The organism is Streptomyces lasalocidi (genome assembly GCF_005280215.1).
GTDB lineage: Bacteria > Actinomycetota > Actinomycetes > Streptomycetales > Streptomycetaceae > Streptomyces > Streptomyces longwoodensis.
The window spans coordinates 1,997,925-2,019,793 of the sequence record NZ_SZNQ01000001.1 but is presented as its reverse complement, the minus strand read 5'-3'; the positions used below and the strand labels follow the sequence as shown (position 1 = coordinate 2,019,793).

At 73.6% G+C, this 21,869-nt stretch carries 23 protein-coding genes and 1 pseudogene; 13 read left to right on the top strand and 11 right to left on the bottom strand.

The window, feature by feature from the left end; genetic code table 11:
- Window positions 1-159: 159 nt before the first annotated feature.
- From rpsA to E4U91_RS09040, 4 genes are all read left to right on the top strand, one after another.
- A complete protein-coding gene (rpsA, locus tag E4U91_RS09055; RefSeq protein ID WP_137306368.1) occupies window positions 160-1,656 on the top strand; it encodes a 30S ribosomal protein S1 in 1,497 nt (498 codons plus the stop codon).
- Between the two features lie 193 nt (window positions 1,657-1,849).
- Window positions 1,850-2,788: a PAC2 family protein gene (locus E4U91_RS09050; RefSeq protein WP_137306367.1), complete on the top strand. Its 939-nt coding sequence runs from the start codon at window positions 1,850-1,852 to the stop codon at window positions 2,786-2,788.
- 78 nt (window positions 2,789-2,866) lie between these two features.
- Window positions 2,867-3,505: a dephospho-CoA kinase gene (gene coaE, locus E4U91_RS09045; protein WP_137306366.1), complete on the top strand. Its 639-nt coding sequence runs from the start codon at window positions 2,867-2,869 to the stop codon at window positions 3,503-3,505.
- Window positions 3,506-3,555: 50 nt separating this feature from the next.
- Window positions 3,556-3,936 carry a tetratricopeptide repeat protein gene (locus E4U91_RS09040; protein ID WP_137306365.1) on the top strand — a complete coding sequence of 127 codons (381 nt, stop codon included), beginning with the start codon at window positions 3,556-3,558 and terminating at the stop codon, window positions 3,934-3,936.
- Window positions 3,937-4,017: 81 nt separating this feature from the next.
- Here E4U91_RS09040 and E4U91_RS09035 read toward each other — a convergent pair whose 3' ends face one another.
- The gene (locus tag E4U91_RS09035) at window positions 4,018-4,284 is read right to left on the bottom strand and encodes a DUF6343 family protein (RefSeq protein ID WP_174867778.1); all 267 of its coding nucleotides are present in this window, start codon (window positions 4,282-4,284) and stop codon (window positions 4,018-4,020) included.
- A gap of 53 nt (window positions 4,285-4,337) precedes the next feature.
- Here E4U91_RS09035 and E4U91_RS09030 point away from each other — a divergent pair, with 53 nt between their 5' ends.
- From E4U91_RS09030 to E4U91_RS09020, 3 genes are read left to right on the top strand one after another with little or no spacing between them, the layout of a single operon-like run.
- Window positions 4,338-5,264: an acyltransferase domain-containing protein gene (locus E4U91_RS09030; protein ID WP_137306363.1), complete on the top strand. Its 927-nt coding sequence runs from the start codon at window positions 4,338-4,340 to the stop codon at window positions 5,262-5,264.
- 49 nt (window positions 5,265-5,313) lie between these two features.
- Complete coding sequence (locus E4U91_RS09025; RefSeq protein WP_137306362.1) at window positions 5,314-6,009, top strand: class I SAM-dependent methyltransferase; 696 nt, start codon at window positions 5,314-5,316, stop codon at window positions 6,007-6,009.
- 60 nt (window positions 6,010-6,069) lie between these two features.
- Entirely contained in the window at window positions 6,070-6,561 is a 492-nt protein-coding gene (locus tag E4U91_RS09020; protein WP_137306361.1) for a DoxX family protein, read from the top strand.
- 60 nt (window positions 6,562-6,621) lie between these two features.
- On the opposite strand, the gene E4U91_RS09015 is transcribed toward E4U91_RS09020, so the two are convergent.
- Entirely contained in the window at window positions 6,622-7,212 is a 591-nt protein-coding gene (locus E4U91_RS09015) for an RNA-binding S4 domain-containing protein (RefSeq protein ID WP_137306360.1), read from the bottom strand.
- A 68-nt stretch (window positions 7,213-7,280) separates the two neighbouring features.
- Between E4U91_RS09015 and E4U91_RS09010 the strand changes: the two genes are divergently transcribed.
- A complete protein-coding gene (locus E4U91_RS09010; RefSeq protein ID WP_137306359.1) occupies window positions 7,281-8,027 on the top strand; it encodes a uracil-DNA glycosylase in 747 nt (248 codons plus the stop codon).
- 44 nt (window positions 8,028-8,071) lie between these two features.
- On the opposite strand, the gene E4U91_RS09005 is transcribed toward E4U91_RS09010, so the two are convergent.
- Together E4U91_RS09005 and E4U91_RS09000 are read right to left on the bottom strand one after the other, a co-directional pair.
- Window positions 8,072-8,377, bottom strand: a complete 306-nt coding sequence (locus tag E4U91_RS09005) for a GNAT family N-acetyltransferase (RefSeq protein ID WP_137306358.1) — start codon at window positions 8,375-8,377, stop codon at window positions 8,072-8,074.
- Entirely contained in the window at window positions 8,374-8,796 is a 423-nt protein-coding gene (locus E4U91_RS09000) for a RidA family protein (protein ID WP_137306357.1), read from the bottom strand. Before E4U91_RS09000 ends, E4U91_RS09005 begins: the two co-directional genes overlap by 4 nt.
- 277 nt (window positions 8,797-9,073) lie before the next feature.
- On the opposite strand from E4U91_RS09000, the gene E4U91_RS08995 reads away from it, so the two are divergent.
- A complete protein-coding gene (locus E4U91_RS08995) occupies window positions 9,074-11,032 on the top strand; it encodes an FUSC family protein (RefSeq protein ID WP_137306356.1) in 1,959 nt (652 codons plus the stop codon).
- On the opposite strand, the gene E4U91_RS08990 is transcribed toward E4U91_RS08995, so the two are convergent.
- Window positions 11,002-11,955: an endonuclease/exonuclease/phosphatase family protein gene (locus E4U91_RS08990; RefSeq protein ID WP_137306355.1), complete on the bottom strand. Its 954-nt coding sequence runs from the start codon at window positions 11,953-11,955 to the stop codon at window positions 11,002-11,004. The genes E4U91_RS08995 and E4U91_RS08990 overlap by 31 nt on opposite strands.
- A gap of 315 nt (window positions 11,956-12,270) precedes the next feature.
- Between E4U91_RS08990 and E4U91_RS08985 the strand changes: the two genes are divergently transcribed.
- Window positions 12,271-12,960, top strand: a complete 690-nt coding sequence (locus tag E4U91_RS08985; protein ID WP_137306354.1) for a DUF899 domain-containing protein — start codon at window positions 12,271-12,273, stop codon at window positions 12,958-12,960.
- A 173-nt stretch (window positions 12,961-13,133) separates the two neighbouring features.
- On the top strand, window positions 13,134-13,292 hold the full coding sequence (locus E4U91_RS08980) for a hypothetical protein (protein ID WP_168218026.1): 159 nt from the start codon (window positions 13,134-13,136) through the stop codon (window positions 13,290-13,292).
- Window positions 13,293-13,381: 89 nt separating this feature from the next.
- Here the strand turns inward: E4U91_RS08980 and E4U91_RS08975 are convergent, their stop codons facing one another.
- From E4U91_RS08975 to E4U91_RS08965, 3 genes and pseudogenes are all read right to left on the bottom strand, one after another.
- Window positions 13,382-15,244, bottom strand: a complete 1,863-nt coding sequence (locus E4U91_RS08975) for an ABC transporter ATP-binding protein (RefSeq protein WP_174867919.1) — start codon at window positions 15,242-15,244, stop codon at window positions 13,382-13,384.
- A gap of 441 nt (window positions 15,245-15,685) precedes the next feature.
- On the bottom strand, window positions 15,686-16,138 hold the full coding sequence (locus E4U91_RS08970) for a hypothetical protein (RefSeq protein WP_137306352.1): 453 nt from the start codon (window positions 16,136-16,138) through the stop codon (window positions 15,686-15,688).
- Between the two features lie 365 nt (window positions 16,139-16,503).
- Window positions 16,504-17,202: pseudogene (locus tag E4U91_RS08965) on the bottom strand (ATP-binding protein); the annotation flags it as partial.
- Window positions 17,203-17,442: 240 nt separating this feature from the next.
- Between E4U91_RS08965 and E4U91_RS08960 the strand changes: the two are divergent.
- Entirely contained in the window at window positions 17,443-18,303 is an 861-nt protein-coding gene (locus tag E4U91_RS08960) for a helix-turn-helix domain-containing protein (RefSeq protein ID WP_137306351.1), read from the top strand.
- On the top strand, window positions 18,304-18,576 hold the full coding sequence (locus E4U91_RS08955; RefSeq protein WP_137306350.1) for a DUF397 domain-containing protein: 273 nt from the start codon (window positions 18,304-18,306) through the stop codon (window positions 18,574-18,576). It abuts the gene before it with no gap.
- A gap of 163 nt (window positions 18,577-18,739) precedes the next feature.
- Here E4U91_RS08955 and E4U91_RS08950 read toward each other — a convergent pair whose 3' ends face one another.
- From E4U91_RS08950 to E4U91_RS08940, 3 genes are all read right to left on the bottom strand, one after another.
- Complete coding sequence (locus E4U91_RS08950; protein ID WP_137306349.1) at window positions 18,740-20,227, bottom strand: glutamate synthase subunit beta; 1,488 nt, start codon at window positions 20,225-20,227, stop codon at window positions 18,740-18,742.
- A 135-nt stretch (window positions 20,228-20,362) separates the two neighbouring features.
- Complete coding sequence (locus tag E4U91_RS08945; RefSeq protein ID WP_137306348.1) at window positions 20,363-20,842, bottom strand: anthrone oxygenase family protein; 480 nt, start codon at window positions 20,840-20,842, stop codon at window positions 20,363-20,365.
- Between the two features lie 241 nt (window positions 20,843-21,083).
- Complete coding sequence (locus tag E4U91_RS08940; protein ID WP_137306347.1) at window positions 21,084-21,845, bottom strand: DUF2293 domain-containing protein; 762 nt, start codon at window positions 21,843-21,845, stop codon at window positions 21,084-21,086.
- Between the last annotated feature and the right edge of the window lie 24 nt (window positions 21,846-21,869).

Sequence of the window (21,869 nt, the reverse complement as noted above, 5' to 3'; positions counted from 1 at the left end):
GGTCGCGCTCGCATCTGTTGTATGTCCCCTCGGTTGTCGAGGCGCCATCACCATTCCTGGTGGGGCGCTTCCTAGGCTGTCCGGCTTCTGCAGAGCGAAACGGGCTCCCGGCGTAAGCAGTACCTACGACTCAATGTCCGTACCGGAGCCCTTTCCCACATGACGAGCAGCACCGAGACCACCGCCACCACCCCGCAGGTAGCGGTCAACGACATCGGTAACGAGGAAGCCTTCCTCGCCGCGATCGACGAGACGATCAAGTACTTCAACGACGGCGACATCGTCGACGGCGTCATCGTGAAGGTCGACCGGGACGAGGTCCTGCTCGACATCGGTTACAAGACCGAAGGCGTCATCCCGAGCCGCGAGCTCTCCATCAAGCACGACGTCGACCCCAACGAGGTCGTCGCCGTCGGTGACGAGATCGAGGCCCTTGTTCTCCAGAAGGAGGACAAGGAAGGCCGCCTGATCCTCTCGAAGAAGCGCGCCCAGTACGAGCGTGCCTGGGGCACCATCGAGAAGATCAAGGAAGAGGACGGGATCGTCACCGGTACCGTCATCGAGGTCGTCAAGGGTGGTCTCATCCTCGACATCGGCCTCCGTGGCTTCCTCCCGGCCTCCCTGGTCGAGATGCGCCGCGTTCGCGACCTCCAGCCCTACGTGGGCAAGGAGCTCGAGGCCAAGATCATCGAGCTGGACAAGAACCGCAACAACGTGGTCCTGTCCCGCCGTGCCTGGCTGGAGCAGACCCAGTCCGAGGTCCGCCAGACGTTCCTCACGACCCTCCAGAAGGGTCAGGTCCGTTCCGGCGTCGTCTCCTCGATCGTCAACTTCGGTGCCTTCGTGGACCTGGGTGGCGTCGACGGTCTGGTCCACGTCTCCGAGCTGTCCTGGAAGCACATCGACCACCCCTCCGAGGTCGTCGAGGTCGGCCAGGAGGTCACGGTCGAGGTCCTGGACGTCGACATGGACCGCGAGCGCGTCTCCCTGTCGCTGAAGGCGACCCAGGAAGACCCGTGGCAGCAGTTCGCCCGCACGCACCAGATCGGCCAGGTCGTGCCCGGTAAGGTCACGAAGCTGGTTCCGTTCGGTGCGTTCGTCCGCGTGGACGAGGGCATCGAGGGTCTGGTCCACATCTCCGAGCTGGCCGAGCGCCACGTGGAGATCCCGGAGCAGGTCGTCCAGGTCAACGACGAGATCTTCGTCAAGGTCATCGACATCGACCTCGAGCGCCGTCGCATCAGCCTCTCGCTGAAGCAGGCCAACGAGGCGTTCGGTTCGGACCCGGCCTCGGTCGAGTTCGACCCGACCCTGTACGGCATGGCCGCGTCGTACGACGACCAGGGCAACTACATCTACCCTGAGGGCTTCGACCCCGAGACCAACGACTGGCTCGAGGGCTACGAGACCCAGCGCGAGGCGTGGGAGCACCAGTACGCCGAGGCGCAGACCCGCTTCGAGCAGCACCAGCAGCAGGTCATCAAGAGCCGCGAGGCCGACGCTGCCGCTGCCGCCGAGGGCGGCGACGCCGCCGGTGCGGCTCCGGCCGCGGGTGGCGGTTCGTACTCCTCCGAGGGTGCGGACACCTCCGGTGCCCTGGCCTCGGACGAGGCGCTGGCTGCGCTCCGCGAGAAGCTCGCGGGCGGCCAGAGCTGAGCCCAGCTCACTCTGAGCAGTAGCTCCTGACTGAGGGGCCGTACCTTCCGGGGTACGGCCCCTCAGCCGTGCCGGCACGGGCCCGCGGCCTCCCGGCGCGCCGGAGCGATCATGCCTTCCCGCGTCCCTCCTCGGGGAATGCCCACGCCCGCAAGGGCGTTGTGGACTACGAACACGAGGAGGAGCGGTCACTGTGCTTGATCCGCAGGGTTTGTACACGTGGGAACCGAAGGGCCTGGCCGTCGTCGACATGGCGCTCGCCCAGGAGTCCGCCGGCCTTGTCATGCTCTACCACTTCGACGGCTACATCGACGCGGGCGAGACCGGCGACCAGATCGTCGACCGGCTCCTCGACACGCTGCCCCACCAGCTCGTCGCACGCTTCGACCACGATCGCCTGGTGGACTACCGCGCCCGCCGCCCCCTGCTCACCTTCCGGCGCGACCGCTGGACCGAGTACGAGGACCCGGCCATCGAGGTCCGCCTCGTCCAGGACACCACCGGGGCGCCCTTCCTGCTGCTGTCCGGCCCCGAGCCCGACGTCGAGTGGGAGCGCTTCGCCGCCGCCGTACGGCAGATCGTGGAGCGCCTCGGCGTCCGCCTCTCGGTGAACTTCCACGGCATCCCCATGGGCGTCCCGCACACCCGCCCGGTGGGCCTCACGCCGCACGGCAACCGCACCGACCTGATCCCCGGCCACCGCAGCCCCTTCGACGAGGCCCAGGTGCCGGGCAGCGCCGAGGCGCTCGTCGAGTACCGCCTCATGGAGTCCGGCCACGACGTCCTGGGCGTCGCCGCGCACGTGCCGCACTACATCGCGCGCTCCGCGTACCCGGACGCCGCCCTGACCGTCCTGGAGGCCATCACGGCCGCCACCGGACTGGTGCTGCCGGGCGTCGCCCACGCGCTGCGCACCGACGCGCACCGCACCCAGACCGAGATCGACCGCCAGATCCGCGAGGGCGACGAGGAACTCACCGCCCTCGTCGAGGGCCTGGAGCACCAGTACGACGCCGTCGCGGGCGCCGAGACCCGCGGCAACATGCTCGCCGAGCCGGTGGACATCCCCTCGGCGGACGAGATCGGGCAGGAGTTCGAGCGCTTCCTGGCGGAGCGCGAGGGGGACGGGTGAGCGGACCGGTCCGGTACGAGGGGCGGCGCGGGACACCTCCCGTACGGCTCTCCGCGTGGAGCGTCTAGGCTTCCGGTCATGCTGAAGGTGGGCCTGACCGGCGGGATCGGCGCCGGCAAGAGCGAGGTGTCGCGGCTGCTGGTGGAGTGCGGTGCCGTGCTCATCGACGCGGACCGCATCGCGCGCGAGGTCGTCGAGCCCGGCACGCCCGGCCTCGCGGCCGTCGTCGAGGCGTTCGGCGAGGACGTGCTGACCGCGGAGGGCCGTCTGGACCGCCCCAAGCTGGGCTCCGTCGTCTTCGCCGACCCGGAGAAGCTGGCGCTGCTCAACTCGATCGTCCACCCCCTGGTCGGCGCCCGCTCCCGCGCGCTGGAGGAGGGTGCCCCCGAGGACGCCGTCGTCGTGCACGACGTCCCGCTCCTCACGGAGAACGGCCTGGCCCCGCTCTACGACCTCGTGGTCGTCGTCGACGCGCGCCCCGAGACCCAGCTCGACCGGTTGGTCCGGCTGCGCGGCATGAGCGAGGAGGACGCGCGCGCGCGGATGGCCGCGCAGGCGACCCGCGAGCAGCGCCGCGCGATCGCGGACATCGTGGTCGACAACGACGTACCGCTTCCGGACCTGCACCGACGCGTGCGCGAGGTGTGGGCGGACCTGGTCCGCCGGGCGCGGGGCGCGCGGGGGACCGCCGGGGAAGCCGGGCAGGCCGGGGAATAGGGGTACTCGGACCGGGCGTTGAACCTCCTCTGCGAGGGAAGGAATTCGCCGTGCCCGACATCAGCGGTTCGACCGGACGCACTCCGGAGACGCACGTCATCGACTTCCGTGCCGCCGAGCAACTGCTCGCCGCGCGGGACCCGCGGGGCGCGGTGAAGCTGCTCGACGGGGTCATCGCCGCCCACCCCGAGAACACCGCCGCCCGGCTGCTGCGCGCGCGTGCGTTCTTCGCCGCCGCGCAACTGCGACCCGCCGAGCTGGAGTTCACGGTCGTCCTGGAGCGCGAGCCGGACAACGCCTACGCCCACTACGCCCTCGGCCGCACCTACGAGCGGCAGGGCCGCGACGACCAGGCCAAGCGCCACTTCCGCCTGGCCGCCGCGCTGGACCCCAACCCGCGCTACTTGAAGGCCGCCCGCTTCGACACGTGAGGCGAGGGCGGCGCCGGGGCGCCGGGAGTGCCGCCCTTCAGATCGCGGCTCGCGGCCCCCTGGGCGCGGCACCGGGGGCCGTCAGCGCGGACGCTGCTCAGGCGGGCGGTACGGCGGGACGTCCGGGCCGGGCTGGTAGTGCGGGCCCTGCCGGATGTGCCGCAGCACGCGCGTCAGGTCCACCGTGATCACCAGCCACAGCACCCCGCACGCGGCCGCCCAGCCCGGACGCCCGGCCAGCGCGAACGCCGCCGTGCCGAAGACCGACCAGGCGAGCCCCCACAAGCACAGCCAGAACCGCGCCCGCAGCGCACTGCGCGCCGTCCTCGGTTCACTGCCCGTACGCATCAGGTGCTCCACTCCTCACTGAGACACGTACCCACCGGCGGAAGGGGTCGCACGTGCTGCCGGAGCCCGACGAGCTGGCCGGGGCGCTCCTCGACCTCGCGGTGCCGCACGAGGACATCGACACGGCGGTCCGGCTCGGCCGCCGGGTGACGGACGACCCGCGGGCGCTGGCCTGCCTGGAGCGGTCCGTGGCGCTGCTCGTGCAGGACATGGGCGAGGTCCGCGCACCGGTCGACCTGCCGGCCTACCCGGGGAGCTGCGAAGCCACGGCGCGCCACTTCCCGCTGTACGTCTTCGCCGCGGCCCTCCCGCACGTGCGCGCGTACCACCGCGAGCTGGGCGTCCCCGAGGAGATCAGCCGCCACACCCTCGCCGACGTGGGCCGGGGCGTGGCCAAGCACCACCGTCGGCACGGCACCGGCGGGCTGCTGAAACCGCGGTGGCTCCACCTGCACTTCCACGGCGAGCTCTACCAACTGGGCCGGCTCCAGTTCCAGCGGACCCGGCTCGGCAGCTGGACCGGCGACGCCGTCGCGGCGGCGGGCCTGCCGGCCGGCCCGGGCGACCCGGCACTCGGTGTGCACGTGCCGGACTTCCTGGGACCCCTGACCCCGGAGGCCTGCGACCGGTCCGTCGCACTGGCCCGCGCCTTCTTCGCCCGCCACTTCCCGCGCGAGCCGTACGCGGTGGCGACCTGCGGTTCCTGGCTGCTCGACCCGCAGCTGAAGCGGTACCTGCCGCCGGACTCGCACATCGTCCGTTTCCAGGAGCGCTTCCGCCTGAGCCACCTGCCCGAGGAGCCGGACGACATGGCTCCGGTGCGATACGTCTTCGGCACCACGGACGTCCCCCTGGACCGGCTGCCGCGCCGGACGCGACTGGAAAGGGCGCTCGTGGACCACCTCCGGGACGGAGGGCACTGGTACGTGGGACACGGCTGGTTCGCGTGGAAGGGGATGGGAGGGGACTCGAACGGGTGAACCGGCGTGAGGGAGGAACGGCCGGGCGGGGACCGGCCGTTGGACGGGCATGACACCGGAACTGCGAGACGGATACGAAGGCACGGGCCCCGGCGCGATCACGCCCGACGGCTGCGCGGTCGAGCTCTACTCACGGCTGCCCGTGGGCGGTGAGCCGGACATCGTCGCGGCGGCGGTGCCCGCGGGCGCGCACATCCTGGAACTGGGCAGCGGGGTGGGCCGGGTGACCCACGCCCTGCTGGAGCGCGGGTTCACGGTCACGGCGGTAGACGAGTCGCCGCAGATGCTGGAGCGCGTCCGGGGGGCGCGCACGATATGCAGCCCGATCGAGACCCTCGACCTGGGCAGCGAGACGTTCGACGTGGTGATGCTCGGGTCGTTCCTCGTCCACGCGGGCGACGAGGACGTCCGCCGGGGCATGCTGCGCACCTGCGTCCGGCACCTGGCGCCGGGCGGCTGCGTCCTCATCCAGCGCGAGGGGGAGGACTACCACACCGGCCTGCCGCGGGAACGCGTCGATCCCAGCGGCTTCACGGTACGGATCCTGTCGGCCGACCCGGTCGGCGACGGGGTGCACTCGGTGCACGCCGAGTACGCGTTCCCGGACGCGGTCTGGACCCAGACGTTCCTCTCCCGGCCCCTGACCCGGGAACAGTTCGAACGGGCGCTGGAGGAGGAGGGGTTGAGAGTCGACCGCTACCTGACCGAGGACCGGATCTGGGTGCGGGCGGTGCCGATGAGTTAGGGACACGGGCGGGGTCTATCCGGTGACAGCACGATGGACCGCTTCCCCCAGGAGACCCTCATGTCCGAGACCACCGCTCCCGTCGCCGGCGCCGCCTCCACCGCCTCCCTCGCGCAGCCGGCCGGGTCCGGCCCCGCCGTCGCCGGGCCGGTGACCGTGACCGCCCGACGCCGTCGTGCCCGGATGGCGCTGCGCGGGCTCCAGGTGCTGCTCGCCCTGTTCTACGCGGTCGCGAGCGCGCTGCCGAAGCTGATCGCCCACCCGACGGCCGTCGAGTCCTTCGACAAGCTGGGCTGGGGGACGGCGGGGATGTACACCATCGGCGTCCTCGAACTGGCCGGCGCCGTCGCGCTGCTGGTGCCGGTGCTCCAGTCGGTCGCGGCGATCGCCCTCAGCGGGCTGATGGTGGGCGCGTTCGTCGTCCAGCTCACGGCCTTCGGCGGGGAGAACGCGGCCACGCCCCTCGTCCTGATCGTCCCGCTGGCGCTGATCGCCTGGGCGCGGCGTGACCGCAACGCCGAGCTACTGCGGCTGGTCCGTGGCGGGAAGTGAGCGGCGCGGGCCATCGCGGGATCCGGCCGGTCGGTTCCGTCAGCGTGGGGTCAGTGAAGGTCAGCGCGAACCTGGGCGACCAGGGCCGGAGCCCTGACCGGGGCCCTTGCCGGGGACGGCCCCCGGCGTGCCGCTCAGGCCGCGCAGGGCCCGCAGCCGTTCCATCTCGCGGCGGTCGCGCTTGGTGGGACGGCCCGCGCCGCGGTCCCGGATGCCGGCCGGGGCGATCGCCTCGCGGGGCGGGGGCGGCGGGCTGTTGTCGATGTAGCACTGCGCGGCGACCGGCGGACCGACCCGCTTGCGGATGAGACGGGTGACGATCACGACCCGCTCCCGGTACTCCTGGCGGACCCGCACCTCGTCGCCGATACGGACGGAGTAGGCGGGCTTCACCCGCTCCCCGTTCACCCGGACGTGCCCGCCCCGGCAGGCGGTGGCGCCCTGGGAACGGGTCTTGACCAGCCGGACCGACCAGATCCAGCTGTCGATGCGCACGGACTCACCGGCCGCCGGTCCGGCCGCCTCGGCGGCGGCCACCGCGGCGGCGGTCTTCGGGTCCGGCGCCGAGCCCTCCGCAGCGGCGGGCGGACGCTCGGCGGACGTGCCGCCGGCCGTGCCCGTCGTCTCCTGCTCCGCACCCTCAGCAACCATGCACCCGACGATAACCGCTCGACCCACGCGACCCGGAACGGTTTCCGCTCCCGGCCTACCGTGGGGGCATGAGCACCCACAGCCCCGCCGGTCTCACCGACCTCGACCACCGCATCGCCGGTTGCCGCGCGTGCCCCCGGCTGGTCGCCTGGCGGGAGGAGGTCGCCCGGGTCAAGCGGGCCGCCTTCGCGGACTGGACGTACTGGGGGCGCCCGGTGCCGGGCTTCGGGCCGGCCGACGCCCGGCTGCTGATCCTGGGGCTCGCCCCGGCCGCGCACGGCGGCAACCGCACGGGCCGGATGTTCACCGGCGACCGCTCGGGCGACGCGCTGTACCGGGCGCTGTACGACGTGGGGCTCGCCTCCCAGCCTGAGGCGGTCACCGTGGACGACGGACTGGAGCTGTACGGCGTCCGGATCACCTCACCGGTGCACTGCGCGCCGCCCGAGAACAAGCCGACGCCTACGGAACGGGACACCTGCCGCGCCTGGCTGGTGCAGGAGCTTCGACTGCTGCGGCCGACCGTGCGGGCGGTCGTCGTGCTGGGCGCGTTCGGCTGGCAGGCCGCGCTGCCGGCGTTCGCCGAGGCGGGCTGGACCGTGCCGAGGCCCCGCCCGGCCTTCGCCCACGGGGTCCGGGTCACGCTGGCCCCGGCGGAGTCCCCGACGGCCGCCGCGTCCGACGGTGCCGCCCCGCTCGACCTCTTCGGCTGCTTCCACGTCAGCCAGCGCAACACCTTCACCGGCCGCCTCACCCCCGAGATGCTCCGCGAGGTCCTGCGGACGGCGGCGACCACGGCGGGGCTGCTGCCGTGACGCCGACACGGGCTGCAGGGTGGGGTGCGCCAGGTGCCGCCCGCTCAGGGGCGCCACTCGTACCGCACGTCCGGCTCCCGCTCCTCGTTGCCGCTGCCGTCCGTGAACTCGACGGCGGTGAAGCCGTGGCGTTCGTAGAAGCGGTGCGCGGGCTCGTTGACCTGGAAGGTCCACAGGGTCAGCCCGCGCGGACTGCGCTGCCGGGCCAGGGAGACGAAGCGGTCGCCGATGCCGCGCCCCCGCCCGACGGTGGGCAGCGCGGCGGCGAAGGACCGCAGGTAGACGTCGGCGACGGCGGGGGCGTCGGCCGCGGTGGCACGTCGGAGGACGACGGGGGAGTCGGTCCTCATGCGCCCGCACCGCCCTCTTCCGCCGGTACGACGGCGGTGGCCGTGATCTCGACCAGTTGCCCGGGATAGCCGAGGCAGGCCACACCGAGGAGCGTCGACGCGTGCGGGCCGGTGCTCAGGCCGGACGACACGACCACGTCCCACACGGCGGACAGGGCGGCGGTCTCACTGCTCACCACGTACACCTCGGTGACGAGCACGTGCTCCAGGTCGCTGCCGACGGCCCGCAGTTGCTCGCGCAGGTTGGCGATGACCTGCTCGGCCTGCCGGACGGGATCCCCGGCGCCGACCAGCTCCCCGTCGGCGTCGAGCGGAACCGACCCGGCCAGGAAGGCGAGCTTGGTCCCGGCCTCGACGACGGACGCGTGCGAGTAGCGGGGTGGAGGGAAGAGACCCGGGACGGTGACACGCTGGATCAAGAGTGGCTCACTTCCACGGCAGACGGCAGACGGCAGACGGCAGGTCGGACGAACGACGGTCAACTCACCGATCATTGGGCCCCCTGGGCCCGACCGCACCCGAATTCGCTGCCGCCCGCATGAAGAAACCGCCCCCACACCCCCTCCCGCCCCTCCCGTCACCTCCCCGAAACCCCACCGCCCCACCATCTCCAAGATCTCCCCGTACCGTGGAGGGAGCGCCCGGCCGCTGTAGTCCGACGGTGTTGTTCGCCCGCCCCGTTCGGACAGGAGTCATGTGTCGCGTTCCGTGTTGTCGTTGCCGCCCTGGATCACGCACGCGTTGCGGGCCCAGCGCGGGCCCGTGCCGTGGGCCGCGGTCGGGCGGGGGGCGCTGGCCGCCGGGCCCGTGCTGGTCGCGGGGATGGCGGTGGGGCGTACCGCGCTCGGGGTGCTCGCCGCCATCGGGGCCATGCTCGCCGGGATCAACGACCGGCCCGGCAGCCGGCGGGCCTCCGTCAAGCGGCTCGGTGTGCCCGCGCTCGCGGGGGCGGTCGGGCTGGTCGTCGGGACGGCCGCGGGGGAGCGGGTCCCGCCCCTCGCGCTGACCCTGCTGCTCACCGGGCTCGGTCTGCTCGCCGGGTGTGCCAGCGCCGTCGGGCCGGTCGCCTCCGCCGCCGGCACGCAGGTGCTCGTGGCCGCCGCGCTCGGCGCCGGGATGCCCCTGCCCGAGCCCGGCTGGGCGCGGGCCCTCGCCCTCCTCGCCGGCGCCGCCTGGCTGCTCGCGCTGCGGCTGGCCCTGCCCACGCCCGGCGCGCTCGCCGGTGACTTCCGGTTCGACGGCGAGCGGGCGGCCGTCGCCGACGTGTACGACGCGATCGCCCGGCTCCTCGGTGCCGTCGGCACCGCCGACGCCCGTACCCGCCGCTTCGCCCTCACCGCCGCCCTCGACCACGCCCAGGACGCCCTCACCGGGCCCCGGCTCCGGCGCTGGGCCTCCTCCGCCGCCGAACGGCGCCTGCACACGCAGTACGCCGCCGCCCTGCCCCTCGCCGAAGCCGCCACCGCCCTCGCCTGGGCCGGGGACCCCGTTCCCGCGCGGGCCGCCGAAGGACCCCGGCGCCTCGCCGCCGCCGTACGGGCCCACGCGCCCACCGGACCGCTGCCCGCACCCTCCCGCGACGCGCCCGGACTGCGCGCCCTGGACGACGCCCTGCTGCACGCCGCCCACACCTTCGACCGCGACGGCGGACACCGGGACCTGCACACCCGCCGCCGTACCGTCCGCGGCCTACTGCACAGCGCCTTCGGCCCCGGCGGGCGCGAGTACGGCCTCCGGGTCGCCCTGTCCTTCGGCGCCGGTGCCGGGATCGCCCAGGCGCTGCACCACTCCCACTGGTACGGGCAGCACGCGCACTGGTACTGGATGCCCGCCACCGCCGTCTTCCTCGTCAAGCCCGACCTCGGGCCGCTCGTCTCGCGCGTGCTGTGCCGGGCCGCCGGCACGGTGCTCGGCGCGCTCCTGTTCGCCGCCTTCGCCGCCGTCCTGCCGCGGCCCGGGGGGCTCGTCGCCCTGGTCGCCGTGTGCGGTGCCCTGGTGCCCGTCGCCACCCGGCACTTCGCCGCGCAGACCGCCGTGGTCACCGTGCTCGTGCTGGCCCTGGTGATGGTCGGCGGCGAACCCCAGGCCTCCGTCAGCCGCATCGCCGAGACGCTCCTGGCCTGCCTCATCGTCCTGATCGCCGGACACCTGCCACTGCCCGGCCGGCGTGGCGGCCAGGTCCGGGCCCGGCTCGCGGCCGCGGGGGACGCGGCGGGCGCCTACCTCCGCCATGTCCTCGACGGCGCCGGGAGCCCCGGCAGTCCTGCTGGCTCCGACGGCTCCGGCCGTCATGAGGGCCCCGACGACCGCGCCACCCGCTGGACCCTGCGCCGCGAGGCGTACCGGGCGCTCGCCGAAGCCCGTACCGCCATCGCCCTCGCCGCCGCCGAACTGCCCGCCCTCGCCCGGCACTCCGCGGGCACCGACGAGGTCGCCGTCCTCCTCGAACGGCTCGTCGACACCACCACCGCCTGCGCCGTCCACCTCGACGACACCGGCCGGCTCACCCCGCACCTCACCGAACGGCTCGCCGACGTCCTCGACGAACTCGCCGCCCGCGGGGAGGGCGTGGGCGACGAGGTCCCGCGCTCGCACCCCGCCAGGCCGTCCGCCGGCACTCCGTCTCACTCCACCCGGATCCACACCGGCGCGTGATCCGACCCGGGCTCGCCCTTGCGCGCCCCCGGATCCGTGCCCACCGACGGCAGCCGCAGGGCGCCGTCACCGGGCAGGCCGGTGTCCGCCGCCGTCACCCTGCGCACCAGCCGGTGGCTCACCAGGACGTGGTCGATCAGCTCCCGCCTGCCGGAGTTGATCCGCGAGTACCGCCGGTCCGCGGGGATCAGCGGGGCCACGTCCCACAGGCGGGCCGCGTCGCCCTTGTCGGGGTGGTCGTAGCCGGGGGTGCCGATCTCGGAGCCGGGCGGGCCGAGGACGATCTGGGTGGTCGCGGCCTGTACCTCGTCGTTGAGGTCGCCCACCACCGCCACGTCCCGCTCGCGGCCGTCCCCGGCCAGCAGTTCGTCGGCGAGCGCGCGCAGCGACGCCGCTTCGGCGGACCTGCGGTAGAGGGCGTAGGCGCCGTAGCGGGCGCGTTCGCCCTCGTCGTGGGGGAAGAAGCGCTCACCCGGATAGGTGAGGAGCTTCGACTTCAGGTGGGCGACCCCCAGCCACAGCCCGTCCCGCTGCCGCCCCTCCGTGCGTACGGCGAGGAAGCCCCGGCCCGGCTGCGCCGTCGTCGTGCCCGCGTCGTCCACCTGGACGGGACGCAGTGCGGGCGGGAACGCGTGCGTGTCCGCCACCACCTCCAGCGCCGTCCGGCTGATCACGCCCACCCGGATGCCCCTGCTGTCGGGGTGCGCCGACAAGGCGACGTGCCAGTCGCCGCCCACCGTCCGCAGCAGGTCGTCCAGCGCCTCCGGCTCCCCGACCTCCTGGACGCCGAGCACGTCCGGCGCGAGGTCCCTGACGACGGCGGCCAGCGCGGCCAGCTTCGCCTCGTAGGCGGCCTCGTCGGGCGGGCCGAACTCCCCGCCGGGCCGGTACAGGTTCTCGAGGTTCCAGGTGCCGAGGAGCATGCGGGGTCCCTTCCCGAGTCCCGAGTCCCGCCGCAGGAGGACGTGGTGCTGTCCGGTCCCGAGGGCGTCCTACGGCCAGCGTGCCCGTGCCCCGCCTCCGGCGACACCTCCCGGACGACATGCGGGTGACGACTCACGCGCGGTGACCACCCCGTCGTACGTCGACGGGATGACGCCCCCTGGCGCCGTCGCCCTTGTCGCCGTCCCGGACGACAGGTGAGGGGGCCCGCGCGACGAACTTCCGCCGCGGCGATGAGTTCCGGCGCCCGCTCCGGTCACCCCTGCGGACCGCACCGTCGTACAGGAGGAGGATCCATGTCGCTCCCCGAGGTCGTCTCGCGCGCGCAGTGGCGCGCGGCGCGCGAGGAACTGCTGCTCAAGGAGAAGGCGGCCACCCGCGCGCGTGACGCGCTGAACGCACAGCGGCGGCGGCTGCCGATGGTCGAGGTCGACGAGGAGTACGTCTTCGAGGGCGGCGACGGCAAGGCCACGCTGCCCGACCTGTTCGAGGGGCACCGCCAACTCGTCGTGTACCACTTCATGTTCGCCCCGGAGTGGGAGGCGGGCTGCCGCAGCTGCTCCGCCTTCCTCGACCAGATCGGCCACCTGGCCCACCTGAAGGCCCGCGACACCGCCTTCGCGGCCGTCTCCCGGGCGCCGTACCCGAAGCTCCTGCCGTTCAAGGCGAGGATGGGCTGGACGGTGCCCTGGTACTCGTCGCACGCCTCCGGCTTCAACCGTGACTTCGAGGCGACCCTGGAGCAGGACGGGGAACTCGTCGAGCGGCCCGGGGTCAGTTGCTTCCTGCGGGACGGCGACCGGGTCTTCCACACCTACTCGACGTACGAGCGGGGCCTGGACGGGCTCGGCTCGACGACCACCTTCCTGGACCTGACGGCGCTGGGCCGGCAGGAGGAGTGGGAGGAGCCCGCGGGGCGCGCGTCGGCGTTCGGTGCGCCCGCGGGCAGCGCGCAGCTCCGCTATCACGACGAGTACGACTTCTGACGCGTTCGGTGACGGACTCGTTCGGTTCGTGACCGGATGCTCACGTTCCGTGGTGAACGGGTGTCAACTATGTCTCAGTAGCGTCACTGGCCGAGGCCAACGACCTCTTGAAGGCGTTAACTCTCACAAGCACAACGCTTTCTGGAGGTTGCGAGATGGTGAACGGTCGAACAGTGGTCGAACGCTTTCCCGCCGGTGGCCCGCGAGGCTCCTGGCCCGCGGAGGAGTTCGCGCAGGCGCGACGCCTGGAGGGACTGCCGGCCGAGGTCATCATGGACCTCGCCACGGACACCTTCCTCGTGATCGTCCGTCGGACGGACGCCGTCGAGTGACGCCCCCTGCCGCAGGGCGGACGCCGGTCGAGTGACGTCCCCCTGCCGCAGCGCGACAGCCCCCGCGGGGCATTCCCGCACCGCCGTCCTCAGCCCGCCCCCGGAGCGGATGCCCGCGCCGTGAACTGGTCCGCCTGGAGCGCGTACAGCTCCGCGTACACCCCGCCCGAGGCCAGCAGCTCGTCCGGCGTGCCGGACTCCACCAGCCGGCCCTGGTCCAGGACGTGCACCAGGTCGGCGTGGCGCACCGACGCCAGCCGGTGCGTGATCAGCACCACCGTCTGGCCGTTGTCGGCCAGCGCCCGGATCGTGTCGAAGACCTCCAGCTCGGCCCGCGCGTCCAGCGCCGCCGTCGGCTCGTCCACGATCAGGATGCGCCCCCGCCGGTAGGCCGCCCGCGCGATACCGAGCCGCTGCCACTGGCCGCCGGACAGCTCGTGGCCGCCGCTGAAGTGGCGGGCCAGCAGGGTGTCCAGGCCGCGCGGCAGCTCCTCCACCACGTCCCCGGCGCCCGCCTCCGCGACCGCCCCGGCCAGCCGCTCCTCGGTGAGCGGCGCGGCGGAACGGCCGATCGCCACGTTCACCCGCGCCGTGAACGGCCAGCGCTTGAAGTCCTGGGCCACCATCGCGACCCGCTCGGCCAGCAGGTGCCGGTCGGCTTCGGCCGCGTCCACGCCGTCCCACAGGATGCGGCCCGCGTCCGGCCGGTAGAGCCCGGCCAGCAGTTTCACCAGCGTCGTCTTGCCGGAGCCGTTCTCGCCGACCAGCGCGATGATCCGGCCCAGCGGCAGGGTGAGCGTGACGTCGTCGAGGGCGGGGCGGGTTGCGTCGTCCCGGTAGCGGAACGTGACGTTCTCGAACCGGATCTCCCGGGGGTCGTCCGGCAGGGCCAGCCCGCCGACCGGGATCGCCCGCTCGGCCGCCTCGACGTACAGGCGCTCCAGGTCGCCCACGAACAGCGCCTCCTCGTGGAGCGCGTTGACCTCCAGCACCAGGGTGTTGAGGCTCGCCGAGCCGGTGCGGATCGCGATCACCGCCGTCCCGGCCACGGCCAGCGCCATCGCCCCGCCCAGCAGCAGCCCGCCCAGCGTGGCGTACGTCGCCACCGTCGCCAACCCCGTCCAGACGGCCGCGATCAGCCCGGTGCGGGCCGCGAGCCGCGCCAGCCGGGCCTGCTCCGCCTCCGCCGTCTCCGACATGGCCCGGAAGTGCCGCAGCAGGAACGGTCCCACTCCGTGCACCCGGATCTCCGGTGCCGCCTCCGGCTCCGTGAGCAGCCCGGCGATCAGGTGCCCGGCACGCGCGTGCTGCACCCACGTGTGGAACGACTCGTACCGGCGCCGCGCGTTCGTCAGCGCGCTCCACGCGCTCGGCAGCGTCATCGTCACCAGCAGCGGCAGCAGCAGCGGGTGCAGCACGGTGAGCACCCCGGCCGCGGCGACCAGCGAGATCATCGCGTTGATCACGCGCGTGCCGTACATGATCATCCGGCGGGCGGAGGAGGCGCCGTACTGGGCCGTGTCCAGCAGCTTGTGGAAGGCGTGGTCCTCGATCGCGGCCAGCTCCACCGCGGCCGCCCGCTCCAGGTACAGCTCGGTCGCCACCCGCTCGACCTTGGGCTCCAGGCGCCCGGCGCCGTACGTCGACACCGCCCGCAGCACCGCGCCCACCAGCAGCACGGCGGCCATGACGGCCAGGGCGGGCGCGGCACCCCGCAGCCGGTCCTCGATCGGGCCGCCGCCGATGAGCCGTTGCAGCACGCTGTTGACCGCGAGCAGGCCCACCGCCTGGGCCACGCCCCGGCCCACCTCCGCGGCCAGCACCAGCCCGGTGGCGCGCGGATCGGCCCGCCGGGCCAGGCGCAGGCTCACGGCGAGCAGGGAGGGGAGCCGGGCGAGCAGCGCGCGGAAGCTCAGCTCGAGGAAGGCTTCCCGGTGCTGGTTCCAGCCCATGTCGTAGCGGAGCGGGCCGCCGAAGAGGAGCCGCTCCGACTCCGAGACGTCGCGTTCCCCCGGGTCTCGCTGCTGACGCCGCGTGCGCACCGTCCTCCGCCTCCCCCGATCGGCTGCCGATGGCCGTACGGACGGCCACTATCGCGGGAGCGGAGGCGCGGGGGCAGGGCGCAAGAAGGGGGAGCGGGTGCGCGCGGGGCGTGCGCGGGGGATGGGTGGGGTACGGGTGGCCGTGCGCAGGGGGTGAGTGACCGTATGGGTGCCCATGCGTGCGCACGTGTGGGGGACGCGTGTGGCCGTGCGCTTGGGGGCTACGGCTGTCGGCCACCCGGGAGCGTCGCCCGGCGGCGTCGGCTTCTGCGCGTTCGGCGTCGACCTCTGCGCGCTCGGCGTCGGCTTCTGCGCGTTCGACGTCGACCTCTACGCGTTCGGCGTTGGCTTCTACGCGCTCACCGGCCGCGACCACGTCGGCGTCGTGCCCGTGATGCGGCACAGGGCCAGGTAGAGCGGGATCGGCGGGGTGTAGGGGACGTCGCCCTCCGGCCGGTGGATGAGGCCGGGGGCGCGCGGGAGGTCGGGGAGGAGCGCGCCCGTCGTGTAACGCGCCGGGACGGGCCACTCCAAGGCGTAGTCCGAGTCCGACGGGACCAGCCACCACCAGTGAGCCGCGTCGGCGTAGACGCAGCCCACGCGCGGCAGCCGGGGCAGGATCAGCGGCCCGAACCGGGCCGGTACGGTCACGGCGTCGCAGCCCAGCGGCGCGGTCATGCCCTCGGGCAGGACCAGGCGGCGGGAGGCGTCGACGGCCGGGGTCCGCGGCGCGGCCAGCTCCCGCCGGACCCGCACCAGCGTGTCCATGCTGAGCACTGGCCCACGGCCGAACGTTCCGGTCATGCGCGCCCCCACTCTCGGCCGCGTGCGAGCGGAGGGAATCCCAGGGTGCGCCCCACGGGGTGCGGGCGCCAGGCGGTGGCGTCACCGTCGGCGGTGGAAGCGTGCGCCGTGCGGTGCGCCTGCCGGCCGACCCTCGGCAGGACGCCGGCGGTCCGGGGCTCGGGAGCGGGCTTCGCGGCACGCTCGTGGCCGTGCGCGTCCGTGGCGTCGGGGCCGGCGCCGTGCGCCTCGCGGCGGGTCTCCCCGTGCGTCACCTCGTACGCACCAGCGTCATGCGTCACGCCGGTGGGGCCACCGTCGTGCGTGCCGTCGTGCGGATGGCTGCCGTGCGTCTCGTCGTACGGGTCGCCGAACGCTGCCAGCAGCCGCTGCTCGGCCTCGCCGTCCGCGTCGTGCGTCCCCGGTGCGTCCTCCTCGCCGGAACCGCCGGATCCGCCGGGCTTGGGGCGGGCGCCCCAGCCGAGGTCGCAGTGCGGGCCCGCCGGTGCGACGGAGGCGTCGGGCTCCCAGTCGACCGCGTTGTGCGGCTCGGACGGGTCGCGGGGCTTGTCCGCCTTGCGCGGGAGCTCCGCCCAGACCAGCAGGCCGGGACCGTGCTCCTGGGCGCCCCAGGCGTGACAGAGGGCGTCGACGAGGAGCAGTCCGCGGCCGTGTTCCTCTTCGCCCCGCTGCGGGGACGGCTGCGGCTCGCCGGGGGCGCAGCCCTGGTCGCGCACGGCTATGCGCACCAGGTCGTCGCCGTCGTGCAGCTCGCACACGACGACATCGCTGGCGGTGTGCACGATGGCGTTGGTGACCAGCTCGGAGACGATCAGGGCGGCCGAGTCACAGGTGTCCTCGCACACCGACCAGCCGGTCAGCCGGGCCCTGGTCAGACGCCTGGCCTGCGCGGGCGACCCCGGGTGCGCGGCCAGCTCGAAACGGAACCGGCGCTCGGCAGCGGCCTGGTCGGGGCCTGCTCCCGCGGCACCGAGAGCCGGCGGGCGGCCTGCGGTGGCGTCTGTTCCTAAGGGCGGGGACGGAATCACGCTTGCCACTATCGCCCCGGCGTGGACACTTGGCAAGTGTCACTCTGAAAAATGCAGAGTGCTGTGTGACGCGGTGGGGGGCCGTGGCACACTGCTTCGCAACAGCACGTCGAGCGGCGCCAATTGAGATCACCGAAGATCCGTACGCACGCATACCGATCTTCGAACAGGTCTTCGAATGGCGCCGTAAGGCTGTCAGGATTCTTTTGTCGTCCCCGGTCGCCGCCGACCGGGCCGTCGGGCCCCGCAGGCCCGGGCTCTTCGTGGAGGTGGAGCGTGAGCGAACCGCGGTCCGCGCCGACCGTGGGCCAGGTGGTCCTCGGCCGGCGCCTGCTGGACCTGCGGGAACGCGCCGGGCTCAAGCGCGAGGAGGCGGCCCGCATCCTGCGCGTCGCGCCCGCTACCGTCCGCCGGATGGAAATGGCCGAGGTCGCCCTCAAGATCCCGTACCTCCAGCTGCTGCTGAAGGCCTACGGCGTGACCGACGAGGAGGCCGAGGGCTTCGTCCAGCTCGCCGAGGACGCCAACCGGCCCGGCTGGTGGCAGCGCTTCCACGACGTCCTGCCCGGCTGGTTCTCGATGCACGTCAGCCTCGAGGGCGCGGCCGCCCTGATCCGCCAGTACGAGCCCCACTTCGTCCCGGGCCTGCTGCAGACCGAGGAGTACGCCCGCGGCGTGCTGAGGTCCGGAGCCGTCGGCCAGACCCGGCCGGAGGACATCGAGCGCCTCGTCGCCCTGCGCCTGCAACGCCAGCAACTGCTCACCCGTGAGGACGCGCCCCGGCTGTGGGTCGTCATGGACGAGACGGCCCTGCGCCGCCCGGTGGGCGGCCCGGAGGTGATGCGCGCGCAGATCGACAAACTGCTCGAGGCGACGAAGCTGCCCAACGTGACCCTGCAGATCGCCCCGTTCGCCAACGGGCCGCACCCGGGCACCTACGGACCCTTCGTGCTCTTCCGATTCGCCATGCCGGAGCTTCCGGACATGGTCTACAGCGAGTACCTGACCGGCGCGGTCTACCTCGACGCGCGTGCCGAGGTGGCCACCCACCTCGAGGTCATGGACCGCATGGCGGCACAGGCCGCTACGGCACATCGCACGAAGGAGATCCTCCTGGATCTCCGCAAGGAGTTGTGAATGGATCGCATCACATCCCAGCCGAAGCGGGTCCGCACCGAGCGGATCTACAACGGCATGCCCGCGCGTGAGCTGGGCAGCGAGGGCTGGCACAAGCCGTGGAGCGGTGGCAATGGCGGCAACTGCCTGGAGGCCATGAAGCTCGCCGACGGCCGGATCGCGGTCCGGCAGTCCACCGACCCGGACGGTCCGGCCCTGATCTACACCACCGCCGAGATGACCGCGTTCATCGAGGGCGCCAAGGCAGGGGAGGCGGACTTCCTGCTGTCCTGAACCTGCTGCTTTCTTGTTGAACTCCGCACTCACTCCTGGCTCGGCTCACTAAATCTGATCCTTTTGTCCTCTTGACCCTCTGTCCCCCTCGTCCCCTCGTCTTTTTGTCCCCTTGTCCTCTCGTCTCCTTCGGTTGCTGCGAGCCTCCCGGTCTGTGGGGGTGTCAGACGCTCATCGGGCGGTCGTACGGCGATATCGGCGCCGGCAGCCGGGAACTGCCCGTGAGCCGGCGGTCGACGGCGGCGGCCACCGCCCGCCCCTCCGCGAGGGCCCACACGATCAGTGACTGCCCGCGTGCGGCGTCCCCGGCGGCGAACACCCCGGGGACGTTCGTCGCGAAGTCCCGGTCCCGGACGATCGTCCCGCGCGGGTCCATCGCCAGCCCCAGCTGGTCGACGAGCCCGTCCCCCCGGTCCGGTCCGGAAAACCCGAGCGCCAGCAGGACCAGGTCGGCGGGCAGCGCCCGCGCGGTGCCGGCGACCGGACTGCGCCGTGCGTCCACCTCGACCAGGTGCAGCCGCCGCACCTGCCCCTCGTCGTCCCCCGTGAAGCGCAGCGTCGACGCCGCGAACACCCGTGCGTCGGCGTCCGCGACGGGTGCCGTGCCCAGGTCGCGCGCCTCCTCGTGCGCGGCCGACAGCCGGTACAGCTTCGGGTAGGTCGGCCAGGGCTCGGCGTCGTCGTCGCGCGCGGTGCCGGGCTGGGCGTAGATGTCGAGCTGGGTCACCGAGGCCGCGCCCTCGCGCACCGCCGTGCCCAGACAGTCCGCGCCGGTGTCGCCGCCGCCCACGATGACGACGTGCCGGCCCGCTGCGGACAGCGGCGAGACCTCCAGGTCGCCCTCGCGCACCCGGTTGGCCAGCGGCAGGTACTCCATCGCCTGGTGGATCCCGGCCAGCTCCCGGCCCGGCACGGACAGCTCCCGCCACGCCGTCGCCCCGGTCGCGATCACCACGGCGTCGTGGCGCGCCCGCAGCTCGGCCGCCGCGACGTCCCGACCGACCGTCGTCGACGTACGGAACTTCGTGCCCTCGGCCCGCATCTGCTCGATCCGCCGGTCCAGGTGGTGCTTCTCCATCTTGAACTCGGGGATGCCGTACCGCATCAGCCCGCCGAGCCGGTCGTCCTTCTCGTACACGACGACGGTGTGCCCCGCGCGCGTCAGCTGCTGCGCGGCCGCCAGCCCCGTCGGTCCCGAGCCGATCACCGCCACCGTCCGCCCGGACAGGCGGTCCGGCGGCCGCGGCGGCACGAAGCCCTCCGCCCAGGCCCGGTCGGCGATGGCGCACTCGACGTTCTTGATGGTGACGGCGGGCTGGTTGATGGCCAGCACACACCCCGCCTCGCACGGCGCGGGACACAACCGCCCGGTGAACTCGGGGAAGTTGTTCGTCGCGTGCAGCCGGTCGCTCGCCGCCCGCCAGTCCTCGCGCGCGACCAGGTCGTTCCACTCCGGGATGAGGTTCCCGAGCGGGCACGCCTCGTGGCAGAACGGTACGCCGCAGTCCATGCAGCGGTCGGCCTGCTCGCTGATGACGGGGAGGAGCGCCCCGGGGACGTAGACCTCGTTCCAGTCCCGCACCCGCTCCGCGACCGGCCGGCGGGGCCAGTCCTGGCGGGGCGTGGTCATGAATCCCTTGGGATCGGCCATGGGCGTCTTCCTCGCCTACGCGTGCGACGGGCCGAGCGTCATCGGGCGGCACTCTTCCGGCCACGATACGTGCCCCCGGCCACTGGCGCAGAGGGGGACGACAGCGCTTTCCCACCGCCGGGCCGCGTGCACGGCTCAGACGAGCGCCAGCGCGTACGTGACCGCAGCCGCCAGCGAAGCCAGGGCGCGTATGTGGTTCCACACGCTCCACTCGCGCACGTACGTCGGCCAGTACCGCACCGCCTCCGACGTCCCCGCCTCCAGCTGCCTCAGGGCGTCGTTGCGCGGCACGTTCGCGGCGACCGTCACCCCGAACGCGCCCACCAGGTACAGCCCGCTGCCCAGCAGCAGCTCCACCGTGCCCCTCTCCGGCCACAGTACGAACGTCACCACGGCGATCACCGCGCACAGCGCTCCCGTCCCGAGGAACACGACCATGAACGCCGGCGTCAGCGCCGAGGTGTTGATCGCCTTCATCGCCGCCACCCCCTGCGCGGGCGGCAGCGCACCGAGGCCCCGCATCACCAGCACCGAGAAGGCGTAGAACACCCCGGCCATCAGGCCCGTCGCGAGCACACCCAGCACCCCGAGCACCAGATACGGCCCCTCGATCATGACTCTCCCCGCTCCTACAGTCCCGTCGGCGGCCCGACCGGACCTTCCGTCACCCCAAGTGAAGCCCGGACCATGATCCGTGACCATGGCCGGAACGCGCGACCCCATGCGCGGACGTCCACACACCCGTCGCCGGGCGCCCGCCTCCACCCGCCCGTCGCCGGGCGCCCGCCTCCACCCGCCCGTCGCCGGGCGCCCGCCTCCACCCGCCCGTCGCCGGGCGTCCGCCTCCACCCGCCCGTCACTGGTCGACGGCGGCCACCCCCGTGCGCGGACCTGGGGCGGGAAGCGGACCCGGTGCGGGAAGCGGGCCCGAGTCCGCCGTCCTGTCCCGCCACTGCCGCAGCACCGCCTCCACGCCCGCCGCGATCCGCCGCCGCGCCTCCTGCCGCGGCACGCCCGCCATCAGCAGCCGGTCGTACGGCGTGTCCACGTGCCGTACGGACGCCACGACCGCCGAGACCACCGCCCCCTCGGACAGCGCACGGCCCGCCGCGCTGCGGCCGACCCGCCCGCTGCCGCGCACCGACGCATGGGCCGCTATCTCCCCCGCGCGCTCGACCGGGCACCCCGGGAAGAGACGGCGGACCTCGGCCGCGAAAGCCGCCGCGAACCGCACGTCCTGTGCCGCCCGCCGCCGCGCGTCGCGCACCCTGCGCCGCCGCCGGGCCTCCGCGTCGGCGAGGCACCGCCCCTCCGCCCGGGTGAGCGCCGCCTCCTCCACGAGGACGCCCTGCCGCTCGTAACGCGCCCTGCGCCGGTTGAACCGCACGACCACCGCCGACAGCGTGCTCTCCTCCCGGGACCTGCGGGTGAGCGCGGTGTCGCCGCGCGGCAGGAACACCAGGTGGCCCAGATCGGCACAGCCCAGGCACCGCGGCGCCGCGTCCTCCAGGACGAGCATCGACAACGGCCCGCGCCGGCACGCCACGCAGTACCGGCGCTTCAGCGGCTGAATGACCAGGAACCCCCGGCGCTCCGGGGGCCTTGCGGACGGTGCCATACGACGTACCTCCTCGGTCGGTTG